At 48.1% G+C, this 21,791-nt stretch carries 10 protein-coding genes; all 10 read right to left on the reverse strand.

Going from position 1 to position 21,791, the window contains the following annotated elements; genetic code table 11:
- Positions 1-29: 29 nt before the first annotated feature.
- Complete coding sequence (locus IC229_RS01245) at positions 30-1,136, reverse strand: DUF2911 domain-containing protein (protein WP_190885099.1); 1,107 nt, start codon at positions 1,134-1,136, stop codon at positions 30-32.
- A 315-nt stretch (positions 1,137-1,451) separates the two neighbouring features.
- Positions 1,452-3,905, reverse strand: coding sequence for an ABC transporter permease (locus IC229_RS01250; RefSeq protein WP_190885100.1), 2,454 nt, complete (start codon positions 3,903-3,905; stop codon positions 1,452-1,454).
- Positions 3,906-3,938: 33 nt separating this feature from the next.
- Positions 3,939-6,344: an ABC transporter permease gene (locus IC229_RS01255; protein WP_190885101.1), complete on the reverse strand. Its 2,406-nt coding sequence runs from the start codon at positions 6,342-6,344 to the stop codon at positions 3,939-3,941.
- A gap of 79 nt (positions 6,345-6,423) precedes the next feature.
- A complete protein-coding gene (locus IC229_RS01260) occupies positions 6,424-8,790 on the reverse strand; it encodes an ABC transporter permease (protein ID WP_190885102.1) in 2,367 nt (788 codons plus the stop codon).
- Between the two features lie 35 nt (positions 8,791-8,825).
- A complete protein-coding gene (locus IC229_RS01265) occupies positions 8,826-11,243 on the reverse strand; it encodes an ABC transporter permease (RefSeq protein WP_190885103.1) in 2,418 nt (805 codons plus the stop codon).
- Positions 11,244-11,314: 71 nt separating this feature from the next.
- Positions 11,315-13,675 (reverse strand): ABC transporter permease, encoded by a 2,361-nt coding sequence (locus IC229_RS01270; RefSeq protein ID WP_190885104.1) that lies wholly within the window; start codon positions 13,673-13,675, stop codon positions 11,315-11,317.
- A gap of 52 nt (positions 13,676-13,727) precedes the next feature.
- Positions 13,728-16,166 (reverse strand): ABC transporter permease, encoded by a 2,439-nt coding sequence (locus IC229_RS01275; RefSeq protein ID WP_190885105.1) that lies wholly within the window; start codon positions 16,164-16,166, stop codon positions 13,728-13,730.
- A 46-nt stretch (positions 16,167-16,212) separates the two neighbouring features.
- The gene (locus IC229_RS01280; RefSeq protein ID WP_190885106.1) at positions 16,213-18,633 is read right to left on the reverse strand and encodes an ABC transporter permease; all 2,421 of its coding nucleotides are present in this window, start codon (positions 18,631-18,633) and stop codon (positions 16,213-16,215) included.
- 132 nt (positions 18,634-18,765) lie between these two features.
- Positions 18,766-19,305, reverse strand: a complete 540-nt coding sequence (locus IC229_RS01285) for a hypothetical protein (protein WP_190885107.1) — start codon at positions 19,303-19,305, stop codon at positions 18,766-18,768.
- Positions 19,306-19,339: 34 nt separating this feature from the next.
- Complete coding sequence (locus IC229_RS01290) at positions 19,340-21,715, reverse strand: ABC transporter permease (protein WP_190885108.1); 2,376 nt, start codon at positions 21,713-21,715, stop codon at positions 19,340-19,342.
- Positions 21,716-21,791 lie beyond the last annotated feature (76 nt).

Raw genomic sequence — 21,791 nt, forward strand, 5'->3', positions numbered from 1 at the left:
GACAGGGTATGCCTTGTTTCTACGTAGGCTTAATTGATGACAGGCTTGCCTTCTGAGATGGCTTTTATCATGGCTTCTACGTTACTCTTGTTCAGCGGATTTGGTGCCTGTGGCAGAGCTGCCTGTAAATAAGGAAGAGCATCTTTAGATTTGCCAATAGCTACCAGTGCCCGACTCATTCCCAGGTTCGTCGTAAACTGATTCGGGTTTTTGTCATAGTTGGTTTTAAATACTACGTAGGCCTCCTGATTTTGTTTTCGATTCAGCAGACTGCGACCGTATTGGTGCAGTTCATTCATGTTTCCTAACGGCATGGCTTCGGCCATAAGAACTCTGGCCTCGTCGGGTTTATTAAGGGCAGTAAGTACAGCTGCTTTGGTGCTGAGCGTCTGAAAATTTTTCTGACCAACGTAGCGGGCATTGATGGCCTGGTCGGCCCAGATGAGTCCTTGTTTGAGATCGTGACTGGTTTCCAGACAGTACGTAGCAGCCTGCACGAGTGATGGCCACGTAAAGCCCGGTTTCGAGAGCAATTCACGACGGAACGAGGCCATTTGCTGATCAACCAAATCAACGCTCACTCTAAACGGAATCATGCGCTTTTCCCAACTCAGTGCTACGTTCGCTGAGCTATCGGTCTGATTCACGAACGAATACGTCAACAACTCCACAGACCTGTCGAGCGGCTGATTTTTCACCGTAACACGTAGCACGTCCATCGCCGGGTCGTAATAAAAGCTGCCCCAGGAAACGACGATTTTAGAGAAGATAACGGTCGTTTCCTGTTCGCCGAGATTCATAAACAGGCCATATGTACCAGCGTCTAACGACTTCCCTTCCACGTATACGTCGTCAGAGAACGTAATGTATGTGGTTTCATTGGCCCCTGCCCGCCAGGGCGCCGGCTGTCCTGGACCGTAACCGAGATCCTGAAAGCCATAATGGGCAATTGGCGTTCCCCAAATTTTTCCTTCGCGCCCTTTCACGCCGGGTCGGTCGTAGTGAATGGTAACGGTCGTCAGGCCAATCTGCTCGGATACCGACGCTTTTTTATTGCCACCCCCAGGAACTGTAGTAAGTTGAGCCTGGCCAACTATTGAATTGATTACTAAACTAATAAGTAGAACGTAACGCATAGAGATATTGGTTTGAATCAGGATTTAACTGATGTCTGAACCAGGATTTAACGGATTTATGGATTTTCAGGATTTTGTTTAGCTTCTTCGAAGCGCTTATTCTGAAGTTGTTTAAACTTTTATTCGAACGTGCTTTTGTCATTCTGACGAAGGAAGAATCTTAAAGTATCCTCGCTTATTGGTAAGGAATCTTTAAGATTCTTCCTTCGTCAGAATGACAAAAGCAGCCAATTAGAATCTATTTTCAAAAGTTTAAACAGGTTCTCTGAAAACAAAATCCTGAAAATCCCTAAATCCGTTAAATCCAGGTTCGGATTATTCACTTCGTAAACTTTTAACCGGGTTCACTAACGCGGCTTTGATAGACTGAAAACTCACCGTCAGTAGCGCAACAAGCACGGTCAGTAAGCCTGCGAGGGCAAACATCCACCATTCAATATTAATCTTAAAGGCGAATCCTTCCAGCCATTTGTTCATGGCCCACCAGGCAAGTGGGCTGGCAATGATCAGAGCAATCAGCACGAGCACCACAAAATCTTTAGAAAGTAGCCCTACAATACTCGAAACCGACGCACCCAGCACTTTCCGGATGCCAATTTCTTTGGTTTTCTGTTGAGTTACCAGCGATACAAGTCCATACAAGCCCAGGCAGGAAATCAGCACGGTTAGTATAGCAAAGTAGCTGATGAGTCGGCTGAGCCGCTGCTCGCGTTCGTAAAGCTGAGCAAGACGTTGATCAACAAACTGGTAACTGAATCCTTTTTCCGGGAAATACCGATCCCATTCCTGCTGTATGAATTTCAGCGTTTCGGCTTTATTCTGGGCCTGGATTTTGATGGAAAACAACGACAGTCGGGGCTGGTCGATGGTCAGCATCATGCTGGCAATTGGGTTTTGCAGCGACTGATTATGGAAATCATGCAATACACCAACAATCTTGCCTTCCTTGCCCTCCAGATTTACCGATTTACCAATGGCTTCCGCTGGCGATTTCCATCCGAACTGCTTCACGCCGGTTTCGTTAATTAGAAAAGCAGAGGTTCGGTCGGTCGGGTAGGTTTCGGAAAAATCCCGCCCTGCCACAAACTTCAGCCCGTACGTTTGGGCAAAGTTGTGGTCGACGCCCATCGCACCAATAAACAGATTGTCTTCGGGTTTGTGGCCTTCCGGTACTACGTTCCGTCGGACGGCTCCTTCGCCCATTTGTCGGGTGGAAAGTGTAACCTGCTGAATCTGTGGGTTTTTGAGCAGAATTTCCCGGAATGTACGGAGCCGCTGATACGTACTGTCGTTGCGGTCAGCGAATACATTCGTGATACGTTCATTGCGTGTATTGGCCGTAATGATAAGATCTTTATCAAATCCCAGCGACTGATTCTGCATATACCGGAGCTGTTGAAACGCTACTACCGTGCCGATAATCAGCGCAATAGACGCTACGAACTGCACACCCAGTAACACCTGACGTATCGCTCCTCCTTTGGCTTTCCCACCAACAAAACTACCTTTTAACGTAGCAATAGGCTGAAACTGCGACACAAAAAAGGCCGGATAACTGCCCGATAATAAACCAGTTAGCAGTGCAATCGCTATAAATCCTACGAATAACGAGCCATCCGAAAATAGATACCTAATGGTCAGATGCTTCCCGGTCAGATTGTTCAGGATGGGTAGTAAAAGCCCAATAAATACAAATGAAAAGGCTAAAGCAATCACACTCAGCAGCAACGATTCGCCCAAAAACTGGGCAATCAATTGTTGTTTTTCACTGCCCAATACTTTTCGAATGCCCACTTCTTTCGCTCGTTTCAGGGAGCGGGCCGTCGATAGGTTCACAAAATTGATACAGGCAATCAGCAGGGTCATCAGCGCAATGCCGATAAACACATACAGATACGTAATACTTCCGGCAGGCTCTGGTGGTACCTGGGCATCTGAACGTAGATGAAAGTCACGCATTGGCTCCAGTTTGTAGACGATGTCTTTGGCAAACTGCTTGTTAGCGTATGTCAACAGAAATCGCGGAAAGCGGGCGTTTACCGTCTCGGGCGACTTGCCGGGACGTAGCAATACGTAGGTGTATCCGTGTGAAATCACCCAATTCTGTGGCAGATTCTGCCGAACAGTTTCGCTTTCGGTGGCAAACATTGTATCGTAGTTGGCCAGCAGGTCGATGTGAATGTGCGAGTTATCCGGGAACGCATCGACCACGCCCGTCACACGTAGCGGATAACGCCCTTCATATAGCAGCGTTTTGCCGAGCGGATTTTGCTGGCCGAAATATTTAGTGGCTATTTCGTCCGTAATTACTACGGTAAACTTATCACGTAGCGCCGTAGCCGGATTCCCTTGCCGAAAATGAAACGTGAAAATGTTGAGCAGGGATGGGTCGCCGAAGAAAAAACGTTCTTCATCGTATTTAATCGTTTGATCGCCCGCCTGACGGTTGGTTACTTCAAGTGTCGTGCGGCTCTGAAAGAGTCTCGCCGATGTTTCAATCTCCGAGAAATTAGCAGGTAGTAGCAGAGAAGGCGGAGGTGGCGTCAGGGCCAAAGGCTGTTCAACACCGGCGAATTTAGGCAGGTACGTAACGCGATAAATCCGGTCGGCCTTCTGCTGGAACGTATCGTAGCTAAGTTCGTGTCGCACAAACAGCAGGATCAGAAAACAGCATGTTAACCCGACTGTCAGTCCAATAATGTTGATAAGTGAAAAGGCTTTCTGACGTAGCAGATTTCTCCAGGCGATTTTAAGGTAGTTTGTGAGCATAGGAGTAAGGGTAGGGAAGTGCTTTATAAAACTTCACTCACTACGTAACGATTTGACCGGATTCGTTAACGCGGCTTTGATGCTCTGAAAACTGACGGTGAGCAAGGCTACACCGACCGCTACTAAACCAGCCACTAAGAATACCCACCATTGGATGTCGATCTTATAGGCGAAATCGCTCAGCCATTGATGCATAGCCCACCAGGCAATCGGCGAGGCAATAATAATAGCGACCACGACCAGTTTCAGGAAATCTCTAGAAAGCAACGTAACGATACTGCCTACCGACGCGCCTAACACTTTCCGAACGCCAATTTCTTTGGTACGTTGCTCTGCTGTGAAGGCCGCCAAGCCAAACAGACCCAGGCAGGCAATCAGAATCGCCAAAGCCGAAAAGACCAGAACAACCTGAGCAGTACGTTGTTCGGAGCGATAAAGCGTGTTCAGGAAATCATCCAGAAATGTGAACTCGAACGCTGAATTGGGCAAGTCTTTCTGGAAGATACGTTCCAGTTGACGCATGGTTTCGGGGAGTTGTGCCGTTCGGGTCTTGACCAATAGATACGGACGCCATTCGGAATCGTTGTTATGAAAACCATACGCACCAATGGGCGTGTGCAATGACTGGAAGTGGAAATCGTCAACCACCCCTACAATTTCGGCTCGGTCCCAGCCAAACACATTATGCGCTTTCTGGCCAATGGCTTTTTCAGGTGTATAGCCTAAGTAATCAACCGCCGTTTTGTTCAGCACGATTTGCACGGTGGTATCTTTCGCATCTTTCACGGCGGGTAACGACTTGCCAGCGAGCAGTTTTAATCCCAATGTCTCAATCACCTGCTGATCGGCTCGGTTGGTTGTAATAGCCATGCCTGAGGTCGGGTTCGCTGCATTTTGAACATCGGGTTTAGCGAGCGTTCGGCCACTGCCACCGTTGCCCGGATACGCCTGAACGCGCGACACCTCCACGACGCTGCTCATGGCGCGATAGTCATTCATCAGGGCGTCAAGCTGTTTGTTGTCGCGCGTTCCGGCTGTTGTTATGGATACTACCTGTGTCGGTTCGTAGCCTAATTTTTGTGTCTGAATGAATGTCAATTGCTGGTAGAAAATGGCTGTGCAAACGATTAATATCACCGAAGCCGCAAATTGAATCACCACCAGCGACCGCCGGAACAAACCCGCTCCCGACTGATTGCGGAACGTAGTACTGAGCAGGTATTTAGGTGAGAATGAAGATAGATAAAACGCTGGATAAGAGCCAGCTATGAGCGTAATTGCCAGGCCAATTACCAGTAAGCCAATAAGGACCTCAGGCGTCAGTAGCGCAATGAACGGTAATTGCTTGTCTGTGAGCTGATTAAAAATCGGTAAGCTAATCGTTGCGAGCACGATTGCCAATAAAATAGCAAGGCTCACCATTAAACTGGTTTCCAGATAAAACCGACTGACCAGATGCCGCATCGACGCGCCAACGGTTTTAATAACGCCTACTTCACGAAAACGAATCTGAGCCTTCGCTGTAGCCAGATTCATGTAGTTGATGCAGGCAATCAGCAGAATGACAATCGCCAGAATAAGCAGGATTTTAACTTGCCGGAAATCACCGATACGGCTGGTACTGATATTGCTAATATCGGCCGAATGCAGGTGAATATCCGTTAAAGGTTGTAGCCAGAGCGTAAACCACTGATCCGTTTTCGGTATGTTCTTATCGACAATAGCTGCCATTTGTTTTTCAACAGCGGCAACCTTTGCCTGCGGATTAAGCAGCACGAACGTACCGAAGCTGGCGTTACTCCAACTCAACTCTTTAGCCCAGCGAACGCTACTAAACGAACCAATCAAGTCCGCATCAAACGTCGACGTACCGGGGAAGTTTTCATATACACCCGTCACTTCCAACGTATCTCGACCGTCGACGTAGAGTACCTGGCCAACTGGGTTGTCACCACCAAAATACCGGCTTGCGGTTTCCTGACTAAGCACTACTTTGTTCGGGCTATCGAGTGCTGTTTTTGGGTTTCCTCTGAGCAGCGGAATGTCGAAAACGTCGAACAAACTGCCATCTGCCCAGTAAACATTCTTTTCCGCAAACTTTCGGTTATTGGAGTTGACAAAAGCAGTTTGCCCAAAATTGTGACGTAGCAAACGTACCTGCTGTGCTACGTTCGGAATAGCAGCTTTAAGCGCTGGTCCTACGGCATTCGGTGCGTTTCCCCACTTCATGCTTTTTCCATCGAACGTAGCAGTTAGACCAACCCGGTAAATACGGTCGGCATTGGCGTGATACGTATCGAACCGAAGCTCCTCTTTTACGTAGAGAATCAACAGCAACGCAACGGCTATCCCGGTTGCCAACCCAATCAGGTTTAGAAACGTAAACAGGCGATTTTTCAGGAGACCCCGCCAGGCGATTTTGAGGTAGTTAGTGAGCATAAGGCATTGCGTTAAGGGCATAGGGCACCGGGTTCGGAGCTGGAAGCGTATTTACCCCATGCCCTGAGCCCTTTGCTAGTTAATCTGCATTTCTAAGCGTTTCGGCTAATTGAACATAAGCAGTTTTCCAGGTCTGACGACCAACCGCAATCGCGGCTGTTACGAATACAATCAGGTTGGCGATCAGGAACGGCGAAAGACCCGGCTGATACGTTCCGGTAAATTCTTCTGTTTGCTGGAGCGTTAGGCGGATACCAACGTAGCAGAGCATATTGGCAATGAGTCCGGCTATCGACAGCAGGAGAATGAATCGGCGATTGACCAGTACAATAATCTGTGATACCGAAGCCCCCAGCACTTTTCGAACGCTAACTTCTTTTAAACGCCGGGCAAAATGCTGAGCTGCTAACCCATACAAACCCATGCAGGCAATGAGCAACGCCAGGCCGGCAATATACCCAAAGCTTTGACCCAGCCGCTGGAACGTAGTGTCGAACGAATTGAAGACCTCTTTCTGGTAGAAATAGGAGAGGGTGGTGCGCGGGAATTTCACTTTCCAGGTACGCTCCAGCGTAGTAACCAAACTCGGACCGCTATTTGGCTCAAAACGAGCGACTAAGTACTGGAATTGTGACTCAGTGGCCGTCGTGAACATAGCCGGACGAGCCGCTCCCGACCCAATCAGTTTGAAATCCTTCACAACGCCAATCACTGTGTATAACTGCTTGTCAATACGTAGCGAGCGACCTTCGACGGTGCCTTTCCAACCCAGCCGCTGAACAAATTTCTCGTTGACAACCGTCGATTGCGCATTTTCGGCCAGTCGGTCGCGGCTAAACAAACGGCCCGATGTGGGTGGTAAACCTAACGTCTGGAAATACGTAGCGTCGACGTTGTAGCGTGCTACGTTGATCGACTCGCTTCCTTCATGAATCTCCTGCAAGATCATCGATTCACCGACGTGCTCTTCCGCCCCTGAAATCGCCGAAATGGCTGGATTTTGGGTCAACTCGTTTTTCAGAATGCCATATTGCGTACTGTCGCTCAGCCGCACAACCAGCAACGGATCAGGGTTATAGCCCCAATCAAGCTTTTTCCAGGCAATTCCTGTCGTACTTATAACTACCCCCAAAATAACAGCAATAAAAGCCAGTGAGAATTGGGCTGTCAGCAAAATTCCGCTAAACGTACTTTTATGACTACCAACCTGTCGGCTGGCGAAGATCATAATAGGACGTAGTGCCGACAGATATAAAGCTGGGTACGCACCTGAAGTAATCGCTGTAAACGTCAGAATGCCAGCCATAAATAACCACAACGGTGCGTTTTGGGCAAATGAGACCGAAATGGTCATGACCATAATGCTGTTGAACAACGGAACCAAAAACACCTGCGTGATGAGCAGTCCAAGTAACAGCGACACAAAACAGAGCAATACGTTTTCGATCATGAACTGCGCAATGAGTTGCCCGCGCGTGCCGCCCATCACTTTCCGCATACCGATCTCTTTCAGGCGTTGCGTAACGGTGCCCAGTGAAATGTTAACGTAGTTAAAACAGGACAATCCCATCATAATCAGCGCCATTGCTGAGAATAAAAGAGTTGTTATAGGATGGTTGGCTTCAGCAGGCCGACGACGAACATCATAGGCATTAGGTGCCGGGTGGCGCAGGTTATCGAATAAGAATGATTGAATCGGACTTTCGATATTTTTAGCATTATATACAGCGACGTACTGACTCATTTGCCGAGCCAGTTTTTGCGCTTCTTCTGGATGATTGATTTCTACAAAAAGCCCCCTGATGTGAGTAGTCCAGTCCTGCTTTTTGAGGATTGAGTGGCTTTGATCATAACCTGTCAGCAGTTCGAATTTCATACCGGCGTTACTGGGGAATTTTTCAGCTACGCCCCTTACCACAAACTGCTTTTTTTCCTTCCCTTCAGTGACGACCATAAAAGGTTGACCAATCGGGTTTTGATTTGGGAAGTACTTCTCAGCTGTTTTATGGCTCAGTATCAGAGCGGCAGGGTCAGAAAGGGCAGCGGGATTGCCGTACTTGAGCGGAAAGGTGAACAGGCTAAAAAAAGACGTATCCGCGTAAGTCAGCAATTCACTGAACACACTCTCTTTATGATAAATCGATACGCCCTCCTGCTCCACGCGAACCATTCGTTTTACCTGTGGATACTGTGCCAGAGCGGCTGCCATCGGAGCAGGAGCATCCCCAAAAGTTCGCACTTCATCCTTTGCCTGCGTAGTGTACTCAAGCATGTAAATCCGGTCGCCGTTGACGTGGAAATCGTCGAGCGTCCAGAAATTTTTGAGGATTATAAAAACCGTAATCGCCGATGCAATCGCAATCGATAATCCAACAATGTTGATAAACGACGCGACCTTATTCCTCAGCAGATTCCGGTAGGCGAGGATGAAGTAGTTAGTTAGCATGGGGTAAGGTTTCTGAACCGCTCCAGCGGTTCGGATTATTCACTTCGTAAACTCTTCACTGGATTCGTCAACGCGGCTTTGATGCTCTGGAAACTCACGGTGAGCAGAGCGATGAGCAGTACAAGGGCAAAGGGTAGGGCAAATAGCCACCATTGAATCGTTGAGCGGAAGGCATAGGTTTCTAACCACTGATTAACGGCATACCAGGCCAACGGTGTTGCTACCACAAAGGCAACCAGAATCAAAACAGCAAATTCGCGATAAAGCATCTGAACAATTTCACCCACCGATGCGCCCAACACTTTCCGAATACCGATTTCTTTAGTACGTTGTGCCGTTGTGAACGACGCCAGCCCGAACAGTCCCAGACAGGCTACCAGAATTGCCAGTGCCGTAAATAGGCCAAATACCTGGCCGAAACGTTGGTCAGCGCGGTATTGCTCGTTGAAACGCTCGTCTAAAAATGAGTACTCAAACGGATTGCCGGGAAAGAAATGATTCCATTCGGAGCGGACCGTCGCCAACGTAGTGTTGATGTCCGAAGTGGCCATCTTGACTGAAAAATAGCCTCTTACGTCGGGAATCAGACGTAGTATAAGCGGTTCGTACGCATCACGTAGCGATTGCTGGTGGAAATTGTCGGTTACCCCAACGATTGTAAAAATACCTCCCCAGAAATCGATTTCTTTCCCAATAGCCTCTTTGGGATCGTCGAATCCTAACTGTTTGATCGCCTTCTTATTGAAAATGACGGCTTTCTTTTCCAGGCCGTAGTCTTTCGAAAAATCACGACCGGCAATCAATTTTAGATCGAATGTTTTCAGGAAATCGTAATCGACTGCTATAACTCGGTATTGTGTTCCTTTGCTTTCGTCGGTGCCTTTCAACCGGATACCCCCCGCATTCCAGTCCGAAGCCTGTCCGGGTACAACCGATGAAGCCGTAATATTCCGAATGGAAGGCCGACGTAGGAGCTCGTCTTTGAAGGCGACCATCTGCCGCATAAACGTAGAGTCGGTTCGGATAATGGGCGGATTAATAACCAGCGTCTGATCAATATTGAGGCCCAGACTTTGTGTCCGCATAAATTGAATCTGATGGTACACGGCCAACGTACCGACAAGTAGAAACAGCGAAGCCGCAAACTGAAACACAACCAGCGATTTACGCAACAAAATACCCTTCGACGTAGTGCTGACTTTCCCTTTTAAAACCGCAACCGGCTGAAAGCCTGATAACACAAACGCCGGATACAAACCCGACAAAAAGGCTCCCACCACAAACAACCCGACTAGTGGTAGCCAGAACGTAGCACTACCCAGCAACGAGAACGACAATTGCTGGCCCGACAACTGATTAAAAGTAGGTATCGAGACGGCCACCAGCAGCAAGGCCAGCACTACCGAAATTCCGTTGAGCAATACCGACTCGGTCATGAACTGCCGAATAAGTTGCCCACGTAACGAGCCCACCGCTTTCCGAACGCCCACCTCTTTAGCCCGATTAATGGCCCTTGCCGTAGCTAAGTTGATGTAATTGACCCAGGCAATGACCACGATAAAGAACGCAATACCCAGCAACAGATAAGCTGTTTTGCCATCGCCGTTGGGTTCGGCTTCCTCCATAAAATGCGAATACAGGTGGATATCACGTAGTGGCTGTAGTTTGTAAATAGCATCGGCGTCATATTTTTTGAGTTCCGCGCCGATGGTTTTCTGGATATACGGCACAAACTTCGCTTCGAGTGCTTTGGGATTGGCGTCGGAACGTAGCAATAGATACGACATCGCGCCATCCCACATCCAGGCATTATCGGGGTTATTATCCTTGCCCATTTCCTGGATATAAGTCAGGTGAGGAATCAGTAAATCGGCGTGGAGATGCGTGTTGGCGGGCATATCCTTGTAAACGCCCGCGACTTTCACGGCCTGCCGCTGATTGAATTTAATGGTTTTCCCCATGGGATTCTCGTTGCCGAACAAGCGTTTAGCAACCGATTCGGACAGGACAACCGTATTGGGTTCGGACAGCACTGTGGCTGCATTGCCTGCTAACAATGGGTAGGAGAAAATTTTGAAGAACGATTCACTGGCAATAAAAACATGCTCAACTTTCAGGCTTTTTTCGCCATAGTCAGCAATGAGTGTTCTACGTTTCAGGACTTTTACGTAATCCTCAACTTCACCAAAAGCCGCTTTAAAGGAATTGCCAGCTGCCTGGGCACCGCCCGCCCACTGCGTACTGAGTTTACCCTTATCGTAGCGATCCTGAAGAACGCGGTAGATACGATTACCCTTATCGTGAAAGTCGTCATAGCTTAGCTCAAACGTTACGTACTGTAAAATGAGCACGCAGGCAGCAATGCCAATAGCCAGCCCCAGAATGTTAATAGCCGAAAAGGCTTTATTGCGGGTCAGATTCCGCCAGGCGATTTTAAAATAGTTGCGTAGCATAGGGCAGAGGGGTTTGGTCAGAGGACAAGGGCATTGAGGTAAGAGTGGGGGCTAGCATAACCCTATGCCAATCACTCCGATGATAGTGACGTAACGGGGTTGATTTTTAACGTTTGCAAGAGTTTAAGGATAATGGTAAAAAAGGCTATCGCCAGTACACTGATGGCTGATAGGATAATGACAGCCGACGACACGCCGTTGTTGATTTTAAAGACGCTGTTCATCAACGTAATAGCCAGAAAATAGCCGAAGGCACACCCACTAAACGTAGCAATAACCAGAATCCAGAGGTAGTTTTTGTGCAAAATCCAGCCGACTTGCGGGCCGGTTGCGCCCAGTACGCGCCGGATAGCTACCTCGCGCATACGTTTGAGGATGTTGAGAGATATAAGCGAGAACAAGCCTGAAACGGCCAGCAAAACGGTTACGAGGGCAAACACACCCATCGTCTCGGCAATGTTGGTGGAAACCGATTCGGCTTCGGCGAGGGCATTATCCTGGTAAAAACCGTCGAATGGTTTGTAAGGGAAAAGACGCTTCCAGGTTTTTTCGAGGTCGGCAAGTACCTGTTTCTGATGGGGCGCTTTTACGCGGGCAATGAAATACGTGAATTTATCGGGCAGCACAGGACGTATCATAGCTGGCGTAATGGGCCGAAAAGGTGTATTGGTCATAAAATCATGCACCACGCCACCAATTTGATACGTTGCTGAATCCATTTGAATTGACTGACCGATCAGAGGTTTATTTTCTCCAAATTCGCGGGCAAACGTCTCGTTGACCAGTACCGTTTGGGCGGATTGCCCATCCTGAAGAGAGAGAAGTGGTTTACCTTCGCGTAACTGGATTTGAAGCATCTGAGTGAAGTCGTCGCCTACATCAAAGAGTATGGCTTCGTGGGGTTGGCTGCTCAGCTTAAAATTCTTCATACTGTAGCCAAAACCGGGGAGATGCTTCGTACCACTGACGGACTCAATATTCGGAATGTTCTGCGCAGCGGTCTTAAATACGCGCCAGGTCGATTCGTCGTACACATACGCGCCAATGAGGTTGTGTCGGTCGTAGCCAACGTCGGCGGTGCGGTTGAATTCGGCGTTACGTTCAAAACTAATACCAGAAATGACAGCGGTGAGGGAAATGGCTACCTGTATTCCCATCATGATCCGCGAAAAAAGTCCTGATCCACCAAAACGTAACGTACCACGGAAAATATTTGCCGGACGAAACGCACTTACATAAAAAGCAGGATAGGAACCAGCCAGCAACGTAGTGAATAACAGCATACCTCCCACAAAAGCAAGTAGATACGGGTCGCTGTAGTCGATGATCAGGTTCATATACGACCACATATGGTTATACCAGGCGGTGATCGGGTAAGCCAGTATCATACCCAGCAGAACGGCTAATCCGCAGATTATACCCGATTCGGCCAGTAGTTGAACCATAAGTTGGGTCCGTGTGCTTCCCATCACTTTCCGAACCCCCATTTCACGCAGGCGCCGATTACAAACCGCAATCGTCATGTTGGCAAAATTGAGCGCAGCGGTAAGCAGAAGCATAATCGCCATAGCGAGCATCCCCCAAACGGACGCCGGTGGAAGCGACGGGTACAGGGCATTTCCTCTTAAATTACGGCCATTAAGCGCCACCGAACGTAGCGGTTCCACGACAAACCGGCTGATTTTCCATTCTGGGTCAGCTAGCTGTTGGCGGGCCACAAAGGATGCCAATAGGGTTTCTACAGCAGCGCGGTCGGTCGGGTGTTTAAGTAGCAGAAATACGGCATCGATCCGGAATTTCCAGTCGGTGTAATCAACTGGTTTATCGCCTTCGAGCTGATTAGTCAGATTGGTCAGAAAATCGAATCGGATGCTCGACCGCTTAAAATCCCCGTCAATTACACCCCCCACCACAAGTGGCTTGCGGGTAGGTTGGTCGGCATATAGAATGATCGCTTTCCCAACTGGGTTCTGATCGCCAAAATATTTTGTTGCGATTTCTTTGGAAATCAGCACTTTCGTCGGGTCAGATAAGTCAGCGGAACCGTTCAGCAGATCGAAGTTAAATACCCGAAAAAACGATGTGTCGGCAAAATTGATGACTTCGTTGAAAATATGTTCGCCGTGTTTCACTACAACGCGTCGACTGTCGTAACGAACGGACGCTTCAACAGGAGCAAGCTGCCGGGCATCCAGAGCCAGTGGTGAAGGGCAAACACCATAAAGCGCATCATTATCTGCCTTCACGGCTTCTATGCGCACAATCCGATCCCGGTTTTTGTGCCAGTCATCAAACGAATTGGCGTAACGATAATTCTGAAACGCCAGAATACCAAAGCCAAGTCCAATTCCCAGCCCCAGCACATTAACCAATACGTACCGCAGATTACGGGTCAGATTCCGCCAGGCGATTTTAAAATAGTTGCGTAGCATAGGGTTAGGGGATTGTCTGATCGGACTGCCGACGCGGCCAGGATTTGGCAGACTACTCACTTCGTAAAGACGTAACAGGATTCATCAACGCTGCTTTGACCGATTGAAAACTTACCGTCAAAACGGCAATAGCAACTGCCAGCAAACCCGCAAGCGCGAACATCCACCACTCGATGTCAATTTTATAGGCGAAATCCTGCAACCACCGATTCATGACGTACCAGGCAATCGGGCTGGCGATGACGATTGAAATAAGTACCAACTTAAGAAAATCCTTCGATAACAGCGCAACCAGCCCTGGAATGCTGGCTCCTAATGCTTTGCGAATGCCGATTTCTTTGGTTCTAAGCCGGATAACGTACATAGCGAGGCCTAACAGACCCATGCAGGCAATGAAGATCGCTAGCATAGCAAACACGCCAAAAATGCGTTGGGCCACTTGCTCTGATCCATATAATTCGCTCCAGTCGGTAGCCAGGTAAGAGTAATGAAACGGCTGATCGGGCAGGTAATGTTTCCAGACACGCTCAATCTGGCTGACGACAATACTCGCGTCTTCGGCCCGAACACGTATCGCAAGTTGATTGTCGTTACGTTGAAATATCCGATTATTCAGAATGAATAAAGGTCCGATACGTTGGTGTAAGGAGCCAAAATGAAAATTGCGCACAATTCCCACCACCGTATACGTAACGGGCGGCCCATCGCGCTGAGTAAAGTTATCGGGGCTGGTAATTTGCTTGCCGACAGGACTCTCCAGGCCAACTTGTTTGGCCGCTTCTTCATTGAGAATCACAGAGAGCGAGTCATCAAACTGACGGCTGAACGGGCGCCCAGCCAGCATACTCATTTGCATGGTTTGCAAATATTGTTCATCCACTACACAGCCTTTGCCCGTAACGGTTTCATTTTCGCCGTTTTTGCGGAATGTAATGCCAAAAAAGCCTTCTTCGCCCGGAGCACTGCTGGTGCCTCCCACACTGGAAACACCCGATAATTTCGAAACTTCCTGCTTAAAGGCTTCGGTATTTTTATCCAGAAAAAAGGCGCTTTTTACCCTAACCACCGATTCTTTGGTAAACCCTAATTCCTTCTGCTGGATGAAGTTCAACTGGCTGAATACCACAATTGTACTGACAATTAATAGCACAGAAATGGTGAACTGAAAAACCACCAATCCATTACGTAACAGATGCCCTTGCCGTGTCGACGAAAATTTGCCTTTCAACACTTTTATCGGTTCAAAGGCCGATAAAACACCAGCCGGATAACTACCTGCCAAAAGTCCGACGGCAATCGCTCCACCTAATAATAGGGGTAGCGTTTCCGGTCGAATCAGGGAACGTAGCGTCAGTGATTTACTAGCCAACGTATTAAAGGGAGTCAGCAGGCTTCCAACCAGTAAACCGGCAACGAGTAGACTAAATAGACTCAACAGGATCGATTCGGTCAGGAACTGGGCCGCTAATTGCTGTTTGGTAGATCCAAGCGATTTCCGAATACCCACTTCCCGTGCCCGCTCCGACGACCGGGCCGTCGCCAGATTCATAAAATTGATGCAGGCAATTAACAGCACGAAACCCGCAATAATCGAGAAGATGGAAACCAGCGAACGACTGCCATTGGGTTGATGCTCAGCCTCCAGATGAGAATCGAGGTGAATGGCCGGGACGGGTTGCAGGAAATAATAATAGCCATTGCCAGCCTTGACGTAGTCACGGTATGACATACCAAAAGTGCGCTCCACTTCTCCGGCTGCGTATTTTTCTACCACAGCCGGGAGTTTGGCCTCAACGGTTTCGGGACGAGTGTTGGGACGTAGCAGCAGGTACGTATGGGCGGCAAAACTAATGTGGTTGGTACGTTCGGCCTGCTGGAATCCGCGTGTAGACGACAGGAAATTAAACGAGAAATGAGCATTGTCCGTGGGGTCAGCGCAGATGCCGGTTACTTCCAACTTTGGTCCCTGCACGATTTCGAACGTCTTTCCAATCGGATTTTGCGCGCCAAATAATCGCTTCGCTGTGCTTTCGGTCAGGACAACCGTATTGGGCCGACTCAATACTTTGTCAGCTATCCCTTTCAGAAAAGGCATCTGAAACACCTGAAAAAAAGTAGAATCTACCACCAGAAATCCCTTTTCTTCGATAGTCTGACCATTTAGTTTAAGCAGCGTCGGTTGATCATTTCCGAAGGTAAAAACGCGCGTCGTTTGCTCAATTTCTGGAATTTCCTTCTTCACCGACTGGGCGTACGAGGGCGGAATGATCGCGTACTTCGTACTACGTCCCGGATACTTCCGTTCCAAAGCCATTCGGTAGATACGTTCCCCATTTGTCCAGTGCTGGTCATAGCTCAGTTCATCAGTCACGTAGAGCACAATGAGCAGGCAACAGGCCATGCCAATAGCTAAACCTGCAATGTTGATAGCCGTATTCGACTTGTGTTTCGTTAGATTGCGAAAAGCAATTTTGAGGTAGTTACGTAGCATACGGATAGGAGTTTTACGTAGAGACAAGGCATGCCTTGTCCCTACGCTATTCGGAACGTAGTGATTTCACCGGATTCATCAAAGCTGCACGGATACTCTGGAAACTGACGGTTAACAGGGCGACGCTGACGGCCAATAAACCCGTTAGGGCAAATACCCACCACGATACGTCGGTTTTGTACGGGAAATCGCTCAGCCACTGATTCATGCCATACCACGCAATAGGCGAAGCAATGACAAGGGCAACTAAAACCAATTTCAGGAAATCTTTCGAGAGTAATAAAACGATACTCATAACGCTGGCTCCCAAGACCTTGCGCACCCCAATCTCTTTAGTACGTTGCTGAATCGTCATCAGCGCGATGGCGAACAGACCCATGCAGGATAACACAATAGCAATACTTGCCGCCACACTGAACATCTGCGACAGTTTTTCTTCTTTGCGGTACCAGCGATCGGTATTTTCGTTCATAAAACTGGCCTGGAATTCTGATTTGGGCGCAATCTGCCGCCATTCCTGTTTGAGCGTTTCCATCATGGGTAACAGGCTCTGAGGAATCACCCGGACAAACAGGTAGGTGATTCCTGCATCCTGATGCATGTGCATGGCAACCGGCTTGATTTCATTACGTAACGCATACATATGGATGTCGGGAATAAGGCCGATAATCTGATAGCGGGTTCCGGCGGAATCGGTTTGGAAAAAAGCGCCAAGTGGTTGTTTTTCGCCCAGTTCTTTCGCAAAACTGGTACTAACAATCACCGAAACAGTCGAATCCATCGGATGTTGCGGACTGAAATCACGCCCAGCCAGGAGTTTGATATCCAGGGTTTTCAGGTAATCATAATCCACTCGTAACCAGTCGCTGGTCACGTCTCGGCCGTTGTGTAAAAAGCCCACCATGTTCCGGCTCGAGGAGCCATCCAACCCACGGCCGAGGTTAACGCCCGTTCCGGTGATGGACATTACGTTAGGGTTATTGGCCAAGCGATTACGTAGCTGGGTCAGCGCGTATTTGCCTTCCACTTCGCTACCCACCGGAATACTAATGACTTGCTCGGTCCTAAATCCCAGTGGTTTCTCACGCAGATAGTTAATCTGACGTAGCACGACAAACGTACTGATTAGTAATAAGCAGGTAATAGAAAATTGTGTAATAATCAGCGAATTGCGTAGCAATCCCGGTCGGGCAGCCTTAACAACTCCTTTCAGTACCTGTACCGTCTGGAAACGAGTCATGACCAGAGCCGGATACCCACCTGCTACCAGCGTAACCAGCAAAAACGCCGACAAAACAATGACCAGCGTCATAGGTTGCAGCAGGTAATCCAATGTCAGTTTAGCGTTGAAAACCGCGTTAAACTTCTCGCGAAGGCTAACTACCAATCCCGCGCCGATAAGCAACCCCGAGCCGCAGGTAAGCAGCGTTTCGCCCCAGAGCTGCGTAAACAACTGTCCCCGTTGCGCCCCCAGCGATTTTCGCACACCCACTTCCCGTGCTCGCGTAAATGACCGTGCTAATGTTAAATTTACAAAGTTGATAGCCGCAATGGCCAGAATGAATAACCCAATGAGCATCAGCGTGTACACATACATGCGATTGGTACCCAAGCCCTGAATCATGGCTGTCTCAAAATGCACGTCGAGTAGCGGTTGCAGGCGAGTACTGAAGATTTCGCCCCGCTCATCGGGTTTCGCCCCTTGCTTCTTTAGTTCGGCAATGTTTCCCTGGAAGTATTTCTGAGTGAAGGGTTGCAGGCGTTTTTCAAACGAAGCCTGTGACGTGCCAGACTTAACTTTCACATAGACCGAATGCTGCGTATTGTCCCAGCGATCTTTATTGACGGGATATTCAGGAATGTTTTCGATACGGACAAAGGCATCGTACTGAATACTGGAATTGTCAGGGAAATCAGCAATAATGCCCGTTACGATAAAATCCTTCCAGCCCCCCAAACCATTCACACGTAGTGATTTGCCCATTGGGTTGGTCGTCCCGAATATGTCTTTTGCTACGTTCTCGCTCAGGACGATGCTGCTCAGGCTATTGAGCGCCGTTTTAGCATTGCCTTGCCGCATCGGAAACGAAAATATCGTTAACACGTCGGCATCAACCCCGTCGACTTGTTTTTGAATTTGCTTGTCGCCGTACTGAATCGCGCCATGCCCTTCCTGATACCGCGTGGCTCCTGCCAACTCTGGAAATTCCTGCTTCAGTGCGGGTACGAACGGATAGGGCATCGACGCGCGTAATTCCTTGCCTTTAGGGTTGTTGATGGAGAAATAGGTACGATAAATGCGATCGTGGTCGGTATGAAAGTGGTCAAAAGAAAGCTCGAACGCAGCCGACAGAAACAGCAGCGTAGCACTTCCGAACGCCACCGACAGCCCTATAAGGTTGATAAACGTAGACGATTTATGCTTCCAGAGGGTTCGAAAAGCAATTTTGAGGTAGTTTGTTAGCATTGTTGTTTAGGAGTTTTATGTAGAGACAAGGCATGCCTTGTCTCATGACCGGATGGTTTGCTGACGCATAGGAGACAAGACATGTCTTGTCTCTACATTATTCCGAACGTAGTGATTTTACAGGATTTAGCTCTATTTCACTTTCACTACGTTCGCTTCTCCTGCTTTCACCGTAAACGTCGATTGTATATGTAGCACCTTATTTTGCCAATACATCAGTCGGTATTCGCCGGGGTTTAACTTTAGTTCAAGTGGAAAAGCTGGTTCTTTCTCTTTGCTGGAGTCAAACTCCCGAGTTGACGTAAAGCCATTTCCGTAAACTTCCAGCCGATTTTTGCCGGTGCAGGATTCGCAACTAAACGTAACGATTTCTGTCCCGGCTTCTGGTGATTTGGGAGAAGGCGGTGATTTTGGTTCTTCATTTACACCCAGCGAATCGAGCACATGATTTTTTAACGCTTCTTTTTCAGAGGTCGACAAATTCGCTACGTTGAATGAGCGTTTGTACCGGAGTTTCTGGCCATCAATCTGCTCACCCCGTATGTCGAGCATCAACGTTTTTCCATCGTCATCAAGCGACTTACTTAACTGTCGGTACGCAACATTCTTTGCTTGCTGCGCCATCAGCGACGTAGTGATCAGAAGGCCGATAAGAGTTAGCGACGTTTTCATGATTTATAACCTAGGGAACCCTTTGTCATCCCATTCACTCCGAACGTAGCGATTGCGCTGGGTTAATGATAGCGGCTTTAATGCTTTGGTAACTCACTGTCAACGTAGCAATAGCAAGCGATAAGAGGCCAGCCAATCCAAAAATCCACCAGGTTAGTTCGGTTTGGTAGGCGAACGAACCGAGCCATTTATCAAGTACCCACCATGCCAGCGGAAAAGATAGCAGCAGGGCAATTAATACCAGTTTCAGAAAATCTGTTGAGAGCATTCCTACGATATTCGTAATGCTGGCTCCCAGCACTTTTCGAACGCCAATCTCTTTTGTGCGTTGCTCGGCGGTGAAAGCTGCCAGGGCAAACAATCCCAGGCACGAAATCAGAATGGCAATAATCCCAAAGTAATTGACAAGGGTATGAATCTGTTGTTCGCTGCGATACAGACTCTCATATTCTTCGTCCAGAAAGTGAAAGCTAAAGGGATAATTCGGGTTGAAATGTTTTGAAACTCTCTCCAGATCAGCCAGCGCCTGCTGAGTTTGCCCTGCCTGAGTTTTTACAAGTAAATAACTCGTATTCTGATAATTATAGCAGAGTACGAGCGGCTTAATAGCCTGATGGAGTGATTGCAGGTGAAAATCTTTCATCAGCCCAACAACGGGGCCTTTCCCCATCCAGAACTTAACTTCTTTACCAACCGGATTTTTCATTTCAGGCGCGGATTCGGCCATCATTCTGGCAGCAGCTTCGTTGATAATATAACTCGACGAGTCGGCGCGGCTGTTAGCCCGAAAATCACGCCCTTCCAGTAACGTAATGTTCATGGTACGCATAAAATCACGTCCCACAAACATGCAGGCTACATTATTATCTTTTTTAGGATCCATGCCCGGCCATTCTAAATCGCCTGATGACCCCTGTATGTTGAGAGGTAGCGCCATGGTCGTTGTGGCGGAGGCAATGGTTGGTAACTGAGTAACTTCATTCAGAAACGCATCAAATTTTTTCGTGTCAGTGAAGCCTTCAATGATCCAGTAAAGTACGTTTTCTCGGTTAAGACCGAGGTTTTTAGTACGTAGGTAATTCATTTGTTTACCCACCGCTAACATACCGATAATCAAAAAAATCGAGAGCGTGAATTGAAACACAACCAAAGCCTTCCGGAAAAACGCCGGACCTGGCCCAAACTGTAATCGACCTTTAAGGATTTTAATTGGCTTCAACGACGACAGGAAAAGAGCTGGATAACTTCCTGCCATCAAACCGGTAACGAGCACCAGACCCAGAAGAAGGAGCCAAAGTGCCGGATCGGTGAAATTGAGCGCTAACTGTTTTCCAAAGACCGTGTTGAACGTAGGTAGTGTGTACCAGACCAGCAGTAGCGCCAGGATAGTTGACAGTAGGCTCGTTAAAAGCGATTCACTTAAAAATTGCCTGATCAGCGCGGAACGTAACGCTCCAACTGCCTTACGGATGCCGACTTCTTTCGCGCGTGTAGCCGACCGTGCGGTGGCCAGGTTCATGAAATTAATGCAGGCAATCAGCAGGATAAATAGGGCTACAGTAGAAAAGATGGTAACATATCCGATACGTCCGCCAACTGATTTGCCATCCTTATATTCACTGTATAAATGCAGATCGGTAATAGGTTGTAAGGTTGGTCGGCCTGCTGCGAAGTTTTTACCGGCAAAGCGCGGATAAATACTTGCCATCGCTTTCTCCGCTTGTGGTAGCGTTGTTTTCGGCTGTAGTCGGACGTAAGTCTGAAAGGAACTATTGCCCCATGTCTTCATCCAATCCTGTTCCTGTTCTTTCCAATTGACCAGCCAGTCGAATTTTAGGGATGAGTTGTGCGGAAGGTTCTCAATAACGGCGCCAACAACGTAGTATTTATCGTTATTGAGTTGGAGCGTTTTTCCTATTGCTAAACCGTTCGGGAAGAATTTCTCAGCAACTTTTCGAGTAATAACGATCTGATTTGTCTGGGCAAGAGCCGCACTGGGATTTCCGTAGACAGCGGGCAGGTCGAATACCCCAAAAAAATCTTTAGTGGCATAATACCCTACTTCTTTCGCTTTTTTCTCACCGACTTTTATCAGATAATCAGCGCCGTAATTGATCTTGGTAGCGGCAGCAACTTCGGGAATGCTTTGGGTAATCGCTTCCTGCAACGGTCCCGGAGTAACAGTGTTTGTTCCAATTTCGCCTGTATTTGGGTTCAGAAAATTAACTCGGACGAAACAGATGCTGTCGGCGTTGGGCAGAAAACGGTCGTAACTCAATTCATCACGTACCCACAACCCAATCAGCAAGCTACAGGCAATGCCCAGTGCCAATCCTAATACGTTGATCGAAGAATAGAGTTTGTGCTTGAGCAAACTCCGAATGGCAATTTTGGCGTAGTTGCGGAACATAAAAAGTAGGGAAAACAGAACCGGGATTTCAACAAGATTGAAAAGATCAATCAAGATTAGCTGACGCTTAAATAAT

The organism is Spirosoma profusum (assembly GCF_014699005.1).
GTDB classification, from domain to species: domain Bacteria; phylum Bacteroidota; class Bacteroidia; order Cytophagales; family Spirosomataceae; genus Spirosoma; species Spirosoma profusum.